Origin of the sequence: Nostoc sp. T09, assembly GCF_002154695.1 — a bacterium.
Lineage (GTDB): Bacteria > Cyanobacteriota > Cyanobacteriia > Cyanobacteriales > Nostocaceae > Aulosira.
Genome location: NZ_MTAV01000206.1, coordinates 1 through 12265 on the forward strand (window position 1 = coordinate 1; position 12265 = coordinate 12265).

The 12265-nt window shown below is 44.1% G+C and carries 10 protein-coding genes and 1 pseudogene; 6 read left to right on the plus strand and 5 right to left on the minus strand.

Annotated features, from left to right (window positions below; all coding sequences use genetic code 11):
- Positions 1-77 precede the first annotated feature (77 nt).
- Both BV372_RS31455 and BV372_RS31460 read right to left on the minus strand, forming a co-directional pair.
- On the minus strand, positions 78-452 hold the full coding sequence (locus tag BV372_RS31455; protein WP_086690935.1) for a DUF1257 domain-containing protein: 375 nt from the start codon (positions 450-452) through the stop codon (positions 78-80).
- A gap of 67 nt (positions 453-519) precedes the next feature.
- On the minus strand, positions 520-2157 hold the full coding sequence (locus BV372_RS31460) for an AAA family ATPase (protein WP_086690937.1): 1638 nt from the start codon (positions 2155-2157) through the stop codon (positions 520-522).
- A 941-nt stretch (positions 2158-3098) separates the two neighbouring features.
- On the opposite strand from BV372_RS31460, the gene cysC reads away from it, so the two are divergent.
- Entirely contained in the window at positions 3099-3611 is a 513-nt protein-coding gene (gene cysC, locus BV372_RS31465) for an adenylyl-sulfate kinase (RefSeq protein ID WP_086690938.1), read from the plus strand.
- A gap of 145 nt (positions 3612-3756) precedes the next feature.
- Here the strand turns inward: cysC and BV372_RS31470 are convergent, their stop codons facing one another.
- Positions 3757-4440 (minus strand): glutathione S-transferase family protein, encoded by a 684-nt coding sequence (locus BV372_RS31470; protein ID WP_086690940.1) that lies wholly within the window; start codon positions 4438-4440, stop codon positions 3757-3759.
- 724 nt (positions 4441-5164) lie between these two features.
- Here BV372_RS31470 and BV372_RS31475 point away from each other — a divergent pair.
- From BV372_RS31475 to BV372_RS31495, 5 genes are all read left to right on the plus strand, one after another.
- Positions 5165-6649 carry an amidohydrolase family protein gene (locus BV372_RS31475; RefSeq protein WP_086690942.1) on the plus strand — a complete coding sequence of 495 codons (1485 nt, stop codon included), beginning with the start codon at positions 5165-5167 and terminating at the stop codon, positions 6647-6649.
- 131 nt (positions 6650-6780) lie between these two features.
- Positions 6781-7869 carry an aliphatic sulfonate ABC transporter substrate-binding protein gene (locus BV372_RS31480; protein ID WP_086690944.1) on the plus strand — a complete coding sequence of 363 codons (1089 nt, stop codon included), beginning with the start codon at positions 6781-6783 and terminating at the stop codon, positions 7867-7869.
- Positions 7870-7896: 27 nt separating this feature from the next.
- Positions 7897-8808 carry a TauD/TfdA family dioxygenase gene (locus BV372_RS31485; protein WP_086690945.1) on the plus strand — a complete coding sequence of 304 codons (912 nt, stop codon included), beginning with the start codon at positions 7897-7899 and terminating at the stop codon, positions 8806-8808.
- A gap of 37 nt (positions 8809-8845) precedes the next feature.
- On the plus strand, positions 8846-10228 hold the full coding sequence (locus BV372_RS31490; protein ID WP_086690948.1) for an LLM class flavin-dependent oxidoreductase: 1383 nt from the start codon (positions 8846-8848) through the stop codon (positions 10226-10228).
- A gap of 199 nt (positions 10229-10427) precedes the next feature.
- Positions 10428-11027 carry a thioredoxin family protein gene (locus tag BV372_RS31495; RefSeq protein ID WP_086690950.1) on the plus strand — a complete coding sequence of 200 codons (600 nt, stop codon included), beginning with the start codon at positions 10428-10430 and terminating at the stop codon, positions 11025-11027.
- A 167-nt stretch (positions 11028-11194) separates the two neighbouring features.
- Here BV372_RS31495 and BV372_RS31500 read toward each other — a convergent pair whose 3' ends face one another.
- Entirely contained in the window at positions 11195-11827 is a 633-nt protein-coding gene (locus BV372_RS31500) for a glutathione S-transferase family protein (RefSeq protein WP_086690951.1), read from the minus strand.
- 164 nt (positions 11828-11991) lie between these two features.
- Positions 11992-12265 (minus strand): annotated as a pseudogene (locus BV372_RS31505) (photosystem II q(b) protein); the annotation flags it as partial.

Here is a 12265-nt window from a genome sequence, read left to right on the forward strand (position 1 = left end):
GGTAAGCGAGGGGTATTACCCCTTATTCACCAGCTGCATCCTTCAAGAAGTCGGGGATCTTGTGTTCCACGATATAGTTACACCCAACGTCCTACAACTACTCGCACAGTTCCATCTGCTAATACTTCTTCGTCTTCAACATTAAAGCCTTGTTCTTGCACTGTTGCCATCAAGGTTTTATGAGCATATTTTTGGCTAATGGAGTTAACAAACTGTTGTTGATTAATTTTCGCTCCCCAAAAGTCTGCAACTATTTCGTAATTTTCACCATTGCGACGAAACCCCAAATCGTAACCGTTTTTCTGGCGAATCACATACTCAGCTTGAATTGTATTACCTTGATATCCACGTACATTTGTGCCGCATTCAACTTGATAGCCTAGTTCTTGCAACACTTCATGGAGAATTTCACCGCGTTTGATTTGAACTTTGATAGTTGTGAAATGAGACATAATTAATTGTGAATTTTACATTTAAAAACGAACCGCAGAGACACAGAGAACGCAGAGTTTTTCTGTTTTAATCAACTTCTAATGGCCCTATTCCTTGTTGGGTTGAGTATTGCTTTAATTCCTCCACTAATTGAACATCATTGGAAGCTGCCCTTGCGCCTGCTTCAGCTGCCCATTGCTTCAAGGCTTCAATTTGATTGCGAGCGATCGCAGCTAAGGGTACTGTCTGCGCTACAGCCTGTAAAATATCTTCTGTATTGAAGTCTCGCCTCTGTCCCTCCACTCTTGTAGAAAATGCTTGGTGCATAGCATCTATAATTACTTGCTCAATTTCTGCACCACTGAAGTTAGGAGTTTGTTTGGCTAACAAAGCTAAGTTAAATTCTCGCAGGCGGCTGGGACGTAACCGTTGCAAATGCACTTTAAAAATTTCTTGACGTTCAGCTTCTGTAGGTAGATTCAAAAAGAAAATTTCATCAAATCTTCCTTTGCGTAACAATTCGGCTGGTAATATTTGCACATTATTTGCGGTGGCGACAATAAAAACTGGGCTGGTTTTCTCTTGCATCCAGGTAATCAAACTGCCAAATACCCGGCGCGATGTTCCTGAATCGCCATCAATGCCAGTGGTAATATTGCCAAAGGCTTTGTCAATTTCATCAATCCACAAAACGCAAGGTGCCATTGCTTCGGTTAGTTGAATCATTTGGCGTACACGGCTTTCGCTTTCACCGACAATCCCGCCAAATAAACGCCCAGAATCTAATCTTAATAACGGTAACCGCCATTCATGGGCAATAGTTTTAGCAGAGAGAGATTTACCTGTTCCCTGTATCCCCACCAGCAACATACCCTTGGGATTAGGAATACCGTAGCGTCTGGCTTCTTCAGTAAAAGCATCTTGGCGCATCAGTACCCATTGTTTTAGTTGATCTAATCCCCCAACTCGTTTGAGTGATTCTTGCGGTGTGAAAAACTCTAAAATCCCGGTTTGCCGGATTGCTTGCTTTTTTTCTTCTAATACACCGTCAATATCAGACTCATTCACCTGCTGTTTAGCTGCTAAAGCTTTTGCCAATACCCGAGAAATACGGGTGCGACTTAAACCTTGGCAGGCTTTAACTAACTGTTCCCGCGCCAAGCCGGAAACATTTAATTTATCTGGTACTACTAACTGTTGAATTAAATAATCGATTTCACTGACGCTAGGTAAGGGAAAATCAACGACTGTCACCTCTTGCAGTAACTCGTTGGGAAGTTCTAAAGTATGGCTGGTGGTGATGATAGTTTTACGCGATCGCTTTAACTCCCGCGTTAAGTTTCGCAATTCCCTAACGATGGGTGCATTCTTCTCAGTGGTAGGGTTTTTCACAAATGGATGCAAATCTCGCAGTACAAACATCGCCGCTGTTTGGGCGTCAGCTTTAGCAATGCGTGCTAATGCAGCCATCACCGAACCTTTATCTGCACCATTGTCACTCCAACCCCGGACAATATCCCAAAATAAAATCTGTCGTTTTGGCACAGAACGTGATGCAACTTGCAGCAACACTTCTTCCACAGGTTCTTCTTCAACGGAAATCACATACAGTAAGGGATACCTTGCCCGAATCATCAAATCAAGTTGCTCTACCAAGGAGGCGTATTGCTGATTCTGGCTGCTATCAGTTACATCTCCTTTGCCATTTTGATGAAAATTGCTCATCTCTCTTGAAAATTAGGTAATGGTATAAGAGAAAGATTTTTGGGCATTGCTGATTGGAAGTATGAAATTGGCAAATTAAGTGTTTAAAACTCTTAGCTTTGCAACGCCAGTGGCTACCCTGCGGTTACTGCGGCGGAGAACTCGTGAGAGTGGCCGCTACGCATTTACAAGTCTGGCAACCAAACGTACTCGCTCGCCTTTGCATGAAATAAAATTCCTAATAGACCTAAAATTAACCATTGTTTAGCCATTTACTGCTATAAATCCCCTGATATCATAAATAAACTGTTATAAACCAGGAATTATTTGCCTTAATTAATACTATTAAGTCTTTAAAAGAGATACTAGTACAAATTTATCATAAAAAGATAAAACTTCAGGGCTGCTCTAGGTCAACCCTTTCAACGCGTTCATTTGTACTAGATTTTCTGCCAAAAATACACACCCAATTAACCCTTGCATAATCAGACTCACGCTCAATTCTCTTAAAAATGCTCCATTCCAGATGCAATAAATTGACCGTTTGGAATTTGCGATCGCATAAAATTGCATCGATAGCCCAGAAGCATCATTTTTAGCCCTAGTCTGGGAGCGGGTTTCAGCCTTTGATTTAGTAGTTCATTTGTTCGCGTTGAAAGGGCTGGCTGCTCTAGGTTAACGGTCTGTACCAAACTCAAAAGGCTGGCGATCGCTCACTACTTGTTACCTCCATTAGTCGTAGCTCCATAGCCATATCTCATGATAAAGCCGACATTACACTTTGTCTCTGGATAAGTACGTTCGGGTTCTACCTGAATCGGAGCTTTGCTGCAAAATCCATGATTTTACACCAGTATACGAGTTATACCGGGAAACTGATGAGCGAAAAAGACAAAGGATAGAAAGCAGGTGAAGTAAACTCGTTTTGCAGAAGTGAAGATAATTTATTGTTTGGAAGTCCCATGAAACAAAATGGCGTAATTTTGTGGTTAACAGGACTTAGTGGCGCAGGGAAGACTACAATTGCACAGCGATTAGAGAACAACCTCCGCGAACAAGGATACTTAGTTGAACTATTAGATGGAGATGCTATTCGCCAACATCTTTCTGTGGAATTGGGTTTCACTAAAGAAGACCGCGATATCAATGTTAGACGCGTTGGTTATGTTGCAAACCTACTCAGCCGCAATGGAGCGATCGTCATAGTGTCTCTCATCAGCCCCTACCGTCAAGTTAGAGATGAGTTGCGTTGCTCTACCAAAAATTTTGTTGAGATATATGTCAATGCACCTATAGAAGTTTGTGAAGCTAGGGATGTCAAGGGCTTATATGCAAAAGCCCGCAATGGCCAAATTAAGTTGTTTACTGGAATTGATGACCCTTATGAAGAACCGCTAAACCCCGAAATTACCTGTTACACTGCCAAAGAAACTATTGATGAGAGCGTGGTAAAAATTTTGAATGCGATCGGATAACGCCTGGTTCATTGGGGTAGGAGTTAACTATCTTGGAGAACGTCAAGGAGACCTGGAAAAGAGCGATATAGTATTTTCTTGATGCTTTGGTGTCTTTGTGGTTCAAAAATAATCTGTTCACCACAAAGACACTGGCATTATTACCCTATTTTTGAGCCGCACCGACTGCGGTAGGTTCACCAAGCACTTTAGTAAATCTCTCTATGTAGAAGTTAACAGGATTTTCCACTGCCCGAATTGATTCGCGATCGCGCAATGTGTTCCACCATTTTTGTATGCGCGGTGTTTCTGATGGCAAGGTGAATTTGCGGAAGTGTTCTAAAACTGGTAAGCGTTCAAACCAAGGATAGAAGCTGATATCAACTAAACTTACCTTGTCACCTAACCAGTATGGCCCATTACCAGATAGCTTACCTAATCCTTCTTGCTCAATATACAAGAGGGATTCGATGAACTCTCTGCGCCCTTGTTCTTGTTCAGTGCTATCTTTACCGCGTAAGAATTTGTTAAACGCAGGTACTAAGCGAGTGTTGGCGTAGTCAATCCAGATGCGTGCGATCGCTTTTGCTCCTGGTTCACGGGGTAATAAGGCAGGCTCTGGAAAGACTTCATCTAGATATTCATTGATGATGGCAGACTCATAAATCTCTAAATCCCCATGTTTGATCGCAGGGACTTTGCCATAGCGCGAAATCTGCGTGTAACCTTCGGGTTTATTTTGTAAGTCTATTTCAATGGCGGTAAATTCAATTCCTTTTTCCAGCAAAACAACACGGGTTCTTTGGGAGAAGGTCGAGGCTTTGGCGAAGTAAAGTTGTAGGTTAGTCATAAACTGCTTTCCTTGTGTTGTAAGTGAATGAGTATCAGGAACTGAGAACTAGAATCCCTGCCAAATTTATTTATGGAGATTCTGAATTTTGAGATCTCTTTGGCTTGTGTAAATACCTGCTCAAAATAAACTACGGTTTGTCGGTCGATTTATAGTATATATCTTATATTAGGCTGTAAACACCAGAAATAAGGCTTGTAAACCTGATGAAAAACCAATTGGACATAAATTTAGGTTATCTAATAATTAGGAGCTAATAAATTTAGAGCAACGTATACTTTGTTTACTGAAGGCTTGTATTGTCGTTAGGGTTATGCAATACTGCTTAAATAATCAACGATATATCGGTCGGTAAACCGTATTTAATTAATATCTGATGCAAATACTGCACAGACCAATCATTCAGACACTTTGAGAATCAAGCAAAAATAGCTTTTGCGAATAATGCTCGTTTTTTCTCACAGGCATTGCTGGGGCAAAAAATTATTAACTTGGAATGTTCCTCCAAAAACATCCTCTGGATATCTACGGGTGTAGACGAGATCGGCGCATCTGTTGTCGTTTGTTGGAGGCATTCTCAAATATAGACATTCCCTAAGGCTAGGCGAAAGCCGTCAGGTAATGCCTTGAGAATTTTAATTTTTGCTCCATCGAGAAGCTCAATTTTTGTCAGGGTTTACGACTTGTGAAAGCCAACAAGTCACTTAAATGTGGAGAAATTATCATGACAATTGCCCTTGAACGTCCAACGAAGAAGACTCGCTCAGCACAAATTCGGGAGCAACTAGGTTATCCCATCATTGATACCGATGTGCATACCCAGGAATTTGAACCTGCTTTTCTCGATTATTTGGCTCAAGTAGGCGGTTCTAAGATTGCGGATAGCTTCCGAGAACATCTACCTGGTGCTGGTCGCTATCGTTGGTTCCAGCAAACTTGGGAAGAACGTCGTACTTATCGTACTGCTCGTCCTCCCTTCTGGGGTCGTCCCACTAAGAACACCTTAGATCTGGCAACGATTACCCTGCCAAAGCTACTACATGAACGCTTGCAAGAAGCGGGAACAGACTTTGCTGTGTTGTATCCCAACTTGGCAACCCTAGCACCGCAAATCAAAAACGAAGAAATGCGGCGGGCAGTTTGTCGAGCAGCTAACCTTTATCATGCAGATATCTTCCGTGCTTATAGCGATCGCGTGACTCCGATTGCCACCATTCCTCTCAACACACCAGAAGAGGGGATCGCGGAATTGGAATATGCAGTCAAAGAACTAGGACTCAAAGCAATTCAAATTCCCGCTTACGTTACTCGTGTGATTCCTGGCTTCGAGAAATATCCTGAAGAAGTCCAAAGAGAAGCAACTTGGATTGATACTTTCGCCTTAGATAGCGCCTACGATTACGATCCTTTTTGGGCCAAATGCGTAGAGTTGAAAGTTGTTCCTACCACCCATGCTTCTGGTATGGGTTGGACTGCACGTCGCTCGATTTCCAATTATCAATACAACCACATTGGACACTTTGCCTCCGCAGGTGAAGCATTCTGCAAAGCCCTCTTCTTTGGTGGTGTTACTCGTCGTTTCCCCACCCTAAAATTTGCCTTTCTTGAAGGTGGTTCGGCTTGGGGTGCTAGCCTCTACACCGACATTATCTGGCATTGGGAAACTCGTAACCCAGAGATTTTGCAGAATAATCATCCTGGTAACGTCAACCGGGAAGAATTGCGGGAACTATTCGCTGGTTATGGTGGGCCAGAATTCCAAGGTCGCTTAGAGCAAATCGGTAGTGGTTTAGGCTTCCATGGACAATACTTTGCACCAGAAGATCCAGGCGAACTTGATGAATTTGCGGCGGCTGGGATTACCAAAGCAGCAGATGTGCGCGATCGCTTTTTGAATCACTTCTACTTCGGCACAGAATCAGACGACCTCCGGGTTGCTTATGCCTTTCATCAAAAGGCGAATCCATTAGGCGATCGCGTGAAAGCCTTCTTAGGTTCAGATTCCGGTCATTGGGATGTACCTGATATTACAGCGGTTACTTCCAACGCTTACAACTTCGTAGAACGCGGTCTTCTCAGTGAAGAAGACCTGCGTTACTTCCTCTCAACTCATCCTTTAGAGTTGTACACCAGTCTCAATCGTGACTTCTTCAAGGGTACGGCAATTGAGAAAGAAGCAGAAGAATATTTAGTGAGTGTTGGTCGTTAGTTAAGAACATGGGGCAGGGGATTCGTGATTATTTTTCTCCCTTGTCCCAATCCCCAGCCATTGCAGAGCAGTGCTAAGTAAACTTACTTGTTTGTTGGCAAACAAGCTGAAAAATTTTTTACAGAAAACCTATGGTTGCCACAGTAAAACCTCAATATATCAATATCTTTCGCCGCTTTACACTGCTTGTAGTACCTGGATTGTTAACTCTAGCAACTTCGTTGACGTTAATCAGTTGCACGCAACAAAGCCAAAAAGCAGATAGCCAATCTCCTGCTAGTAATGTATCGGATACTAAGACATCAGGTATCAAAACTAAAGTACTCCGCATGGGGTATCAACAAGCTGGTGATTTGGTTAGGATTACGAACGTACTAGAAAAGCGTTTGGAACCCTTGGGAGTCAAGGTAGAATGGGCCCAATTTGCCCAAGGGCCGCAACTGATGGAAGCGATGAATGTCGGCAAAATAGATTTGGGTTCTGTTGGAGAAACTCCCCCCATTTTTGCCCAAGCAGCTGGTGCTCAGATCGCTTATATTGTTGGTCGAAGACGAACTGAAAATACTGGTAAAGGAAGTGCGATCGCTGTTCCACCAGATTCTCCGATTAAGAGTGTCAAGGATATCAAAGGGCAAAAAGTAGTCTTTCAAAAAGCTTCTGCATCTCACTATTTCATCCTCAGAGCTTTAGAAGATGCGGGTTTGAAATATAGCGATATTCAAGTCCTGAGTATACCCAACGTAGAAGCAAGTAGTGCCTTTTTAGAAGGGAAAATACCTGTTTGGGTAACCGGCGATCCCCATCTGGCTAGGGCTGAAAAATTGGGTAAGGTAAGAATTATCAGGAATTCTCAAGGACTTGATTCACCTGGTGGATACTATATCGGCACAAAGCAGTTTGCAAGTGAGAATTCTGAACTGCTGCGGATAGTTATTGAGGAAATAGATAAAATTGAGCGTTGGGCAGAGGCGCATCCAAAAGAGACTGCCAAGCTAATTTTACCATTTCAAAAACTACCCCCAGATGTCATGGACTTGGTAGTCAGTCGTCGTGCCTATGGATTGAGAGCTATTTCTCCAGATTTAATTAAGGAACAACAACGAGTTGCAGATTACTTCTATAAAAATGGCTTGATTCCTAAACCTATCAATATTCAGGAAGCCACGCTGACATCTGAACAGTATGCAGCAATTACTCCATCAACAATCAGTCAAAAATAGCATTACACAACTTGGAGGTATACAAATATGAGTTCTCAACACTTTGACATCAAACCAGTTGCAGGACGTATTGGTGCCGAAATTATCGGCGTTGATCTAAGTACCAATCTCAGTCACGATATCATCAGCGATATCCGTCAGACTTTAGTCAAATACAAAGTCATCTTCTTCCGGAACCAGCAACTCGACGCTAACGGGCAAGTTGCCTTTGCGCGTCGGTTCGGTGAGGTGACGACAGCTCATCCCACTGTGCCATCACTTCCCGGACACCCAGAAGTCCTTGACCTGAATTACGGTAAAACTGCTACACGCGCTAATACCTGGCATACTGATGTTACCTTCGTAGACCGCCCACCCCTTGGCTCTGTCTTAAGAGCGCTTGTTATCCCTCCAGCCGGAGGCGACACTATCTGGGCAAACTCCGTTGCTGCCTATCAAGATTTACCAGAGTATCTACGTAACCTTGCGGATGAGCTTTGGGCTGTACACAGCAATGCCTATGACTATGCAGTCGCCGCAGTTGATATTCCTGAAGATGTCAAAGCTTACCGAGATGTGTTCACCTCAACTGTATACGAGACTCTGCATCCGGTTGTGCGCGTCCATCCAGAGTCTGGAGAAAAGGGTCTATTTATCGGTGGTTTTGTTCGCCAAATTCGTGGGCTATCGACAACTGAATCGGACGACATCATTCGGCTGTTGCAGGCATACATAACTCGTCCTGAGAACACAGTGCGCTGGCGTTGGCAAGTTGGTGACGTGGCGTTCTGGGATAACCGAGCTACTCAACATTACGCGATCGCAGATTACGGCAACCAACCTCGTCATGTTCAGCGAGTCACCATTGCTGGCGATTTACCAGTCGGTGTTAATGGCAAACATAGTGAAGCTGTCAAAGGAGATTCTTCTAAGTACATCCCTAGCTTGGCTGTTGCTTGAAAACACGTAGGGACGCAAAGACGCGGGCATACAGAAAATGAGTACTAACAAAAAACAACTGAGACTAGGTGCATTCTTGCCGGGTAGCGGACATCACGTGGCATCATGGCGGCATCCCAACGCGCAGCCTGATGGAGGGCTGAATTTCCAGCATTATCAGCGGATCGCGCAAACGGCTGAACGAGGGAAATTTGATATGATTTTCCTTGCTGACGGCGTAGCTGTACGCGATCGCGGTCAAGATGCTCAGGCGTTGAGCCGAACGGGCAAGGTTGTGCAATTTGAACCTTTAACGCTATTGTCGGCGCTGTCTGTAGTTACAGAAAATATTGGCTTGACGGCAACGGTATCGACCACATACAACGAACCTTTTCACCTGGCTCGTAAGTTTGCCTCGTTGGATCATTTAAGTGGCGGTCGTGCTGGTTGGAATCTCGTTACCTCCGCAACTGAAGCCGAAGCCCTAAACTTTAATCGCGAAAAGCATATGGAGCATACGCTCCGCTATGAACGTGCCAGAGAGTTTGTAGAAGTGGTCACCAAACTCTGGGATAGTTGGGAAGATGATGCTTTCTTACGCGATCAAGAGTCAGGCATTTACTTCGATTCTGATAAACTGCATATTCCCAACCACAAGGGCGAGCATTTCTCAGTCCGCGGGCCCCTCAACGTCGCCCGTCCAGTGCAGGGATATCCGGTGATTATCCAAGCTGGGTCTTCTGAAGATGGTAAAAATCTGGCGGCTCAAACAGCAGAGGTAATCTTTACCGCACAGCAGACCCTAGAAGAGGCACAAGCCTTCTATGCTGACGTTAAAAGCCGACTTGCTAAGTATGGGCGATCGCCTGACCATCTGAAAATTATGCCAGGTATATTCCCGGTGATTGGCAAGACCGAGCAGGAAGCGAAAGACAAATTCGATCGGATTCAGGAGTTAATTCATCCCGAGGTGGGATTGTCTTTGCTTGGGGGAATGCTCGGCGGATTCGATCTGTCTGGTTACCCGTTGGATGGTCCGTTACCGGAATTACCAGAGACCAACGGTGGTAGAAGCCGTCAGAAGTTACTGACCGATCTGGCTCACAGAGAGAATTTAACCATCCGACAACTGTATTTATGGATCGCTGGTGCGCGCGGCCATCGGCAAATTTTGGGAACACCAGAACAGATTGCCGATCAATTAGAAGATTGGTTCGTCAATGGGGGAGCAGATGGCTATAACATCATGCCACCCTGGTTACCAGGTGGTTTGGATGAATTTGTAGAACTGGTAATTCCCGAACTGCAACGTCGTGGTTTATTCCGGACTGAGTACGAAGGTCGAACCCTGCGCGAGAATCTTGGTCTACCTCGTCCAGTAAATCAGTTCACCAAAGTTCCCATTGCACCTGAGCCGATAGCTGTTGGTTCCTCTGCATAATCGGGGCAAGAGAATAATCAATAGACCTCTTGCAAAAATATATTTTTACAAGAGGGGGGAAAGGGAAAAGGTTAAAGGGAAAGGGTTTTGAGTTCCTTTCCCCTTTTCCCCTTTCCCTTTAACCGACTTCTGCAAGAAGTCTAATGATGTCTCTTGCTTCAGTAGTTTCTTAGTTTACAAATCAAGGAGTTTTATATCTATGGCGCTGACCCCTTCAACAATGCTACCTTTGGGCACTTTAGCACCTGATTTTCATTTACCAGATGTAGTTACAGGTGAAACGATTTCACTCTCCAACTTTGCTAAGAAAAAGGCATTGCTAGTGATATTTCTCAGCCGCCATTGTCCTTTTGTGCAGCATATCAAATTGGAATTGGCAAAACTGGGTAAAGACTACAGCGATCGCAACGTGGGAATTGTGGGAATTAGTGCCAATGATGTCAACACTCACCCCGATGATGGCCCAGAATTACTCAAAACCTTTGCCCAAGAACTCGATTTATCGTATCCTTTGCTTTACGACGAAACCCAGCAATCTGCGAAAAACTTTTTTGCTGCTTGCACTCCAGACTTTTTCCTCTTTGATGCTGACCGCAAGCTGGTCTATCGTGGTCAGTTAGATGATAGCCGCCCCAAGAACGATAAACCTGTGACTGGGGCGGATTTGCGCAGAGCAATTGAAGATGTTTTACGCGATCGCGTGATTACTTGGGAACAGAAACCGAGTATCGGTTGTAACATCAAATGGAAACCAGGAAATGAACCTGCTTACTACAAAGTACCAGCAGTGGCAGTTTAAAATTTTCACCACACATTGCTTCGCTGTGTGAGATTGCTGGAATATTTTTCCTTACTAGCAGATGGTAGTTAAGGTGTCATTAGGTGCGCGATCGCACCTTTTTTTGCATCATTCTAACCTTATAAATCCTCTCTAAGGTAAACAATCGCACACAACAACAACTATTGTTACCTGCACACTCGTTTGACGTTCTTTAGCTGGTTGACCTCATCCCACCAAGTCCTGAGTTTAGGAGTTTGAGCGGTAATTGCATCAAATTCTGGGGTTTTCAAGAGGTAAGTGAAGATAGGAATCAAGTAGAAATCTGCAATGCTCAATTCGCTGCCAAGCAAATATGGACTACCAACGGTGAGCGACTCGATCGCCTCTAGCGCTGTTTTTGCTGGTGCAATAGCATTTTTCACCGCGTCCTCATCTGTTTGACCACCTTGATTTGGCACAATTAGACGCTGTATGACAATTGTCTTGATCGCAGAACCATAGAGATAGCTATCAATAATTGCCATAATCTGGCGCATCCGAGCTTTAGAAAGCGGATTAGACGGGCTAAACTTGTTACTTGCTACGACAGCATCAAGATATTCGCTAATAGCAGCCGTCTCATAAAGCAGTTCCCCATCAACTTCTACGGTCGGGATTTTACCAAATGGATTTTTGCTGAGGTACTCGGCTGAGATGTTTTCACCAGCCAAAATATTGACTTCTTTAAGTTTATAATTTGCATCTGCTTCTTCAAGTAACAACCGGACTGTCCGAACGTAAGTACTAACAGGGCTGCCGTAAATAGTAATTGTTGCCATTATTTGTAAATCTCTAACCTAAAGTTCAACAGTGACCAGAATACTTGGTTACTAAGTGCGATCGCCTCAGCTAGTCGGGTGAAAACTGTAGAAAATCAAAAGCGCCCTCCCGATTGGGAGAGCGCTTATCATTCACACAGAAGCTATTGTTGATTTCTCAGAAATTAGCCGTTGATAGCAGGAGCAGTTAATGCAACAGGAGCAACTTCGCCAGCAGCCAAATCTAAGGGGAAGTTGTGAGCGTTACGCTCGTGCATCACTTCCATACCCAGGTTAGCGCGGTTGATCACATCAGCCCAAGTACCGATGACGCGACCAGTAGAATCAATCACAGAGGAGTTGAAGTTGAAACCGTTCAAGTTGAACGCCATTGTGCTCACACCCAGTGCGGTAAACCAGATACCGACTACAGGCCATGCAGCCAAGAAGAAGTGCAGA

What these genes read in the sequence shown, in the direction of transcription:
- BV372_RS31455 (WP_086690935.1), bottom strand. Translation starts at nt 452, where the DNA reads ATGTCTCATTTCACAACTATCAAAGTTCAAATCAAACGCGGTGAAATT.
- BV372_RS31460 (WP_086690937.1), bottom strand. Translation starts at nt 2,157, where the DNA reads ATGAGCAATTTTCATCAAAATGGCAAAGGAGATGTAACTGATAGCAGC.
- cysC (WP_086690938.1), top strand. Translation starts at nt 3,099, where the DNA reads ATGAAACAAAATGGCGTAATTTTGTGGTTAACAGGACTTAGTGGCGCA.
- BV372_RS31470 (WP_086690940.1), bottom strand. Translation starts at nt 4,440, where the DNA reads ATGACTAACCTACAACTTTACTTCGCCAAAGCCTCGACCTTCTCCCAA.
- BV372_RS31475 (WP_086690942.1), top strand. Translation starts at nt 5,165, where the DNA reads ATGACAATTGCCCTTGAACGTCCAACGAAGAAGACTCGCTCAGCACAA.
- BV372_RS31480 (WP_086690944.1), top strand. Translation starts at nt 6,781, where the DNA reads ATGGTTGCCACAGTAAAACCTCAATATATCAATATCTTTCGCCGCTTT.
- BV372_RS31485 (WP_086690945.1), top strand. Translation starts at nt 7,897, where the DNA reads ATGAGTTCTCAACACTTTGACATCAAACCAGTTGCAGGACGTATTGGT.
- BV372_RS31490 (WP_086690948.1), top strand. Translation starts at nt 8,846, where the DNA reads ATGAGTACTAACAAAAAACAACTGAGACTAGGTGCATTCTTGCCGGGT.
- BV372_RS31495 (WP_086690950.1), top strand. Translation starts at nt 10,428, where the DNA reads ATGGCGCTGACCCCTTCAACAATGCTACCTTTGGGCACTTTAGCACCT.
- BV372_RS31500 (WP_086690951.1), bottom strand. Translation starts at nt 11,827, where the DNA reads ATGGCAACAATTACTATTTACGGCAGCCCTGTTAGTACTTACGTTCGG.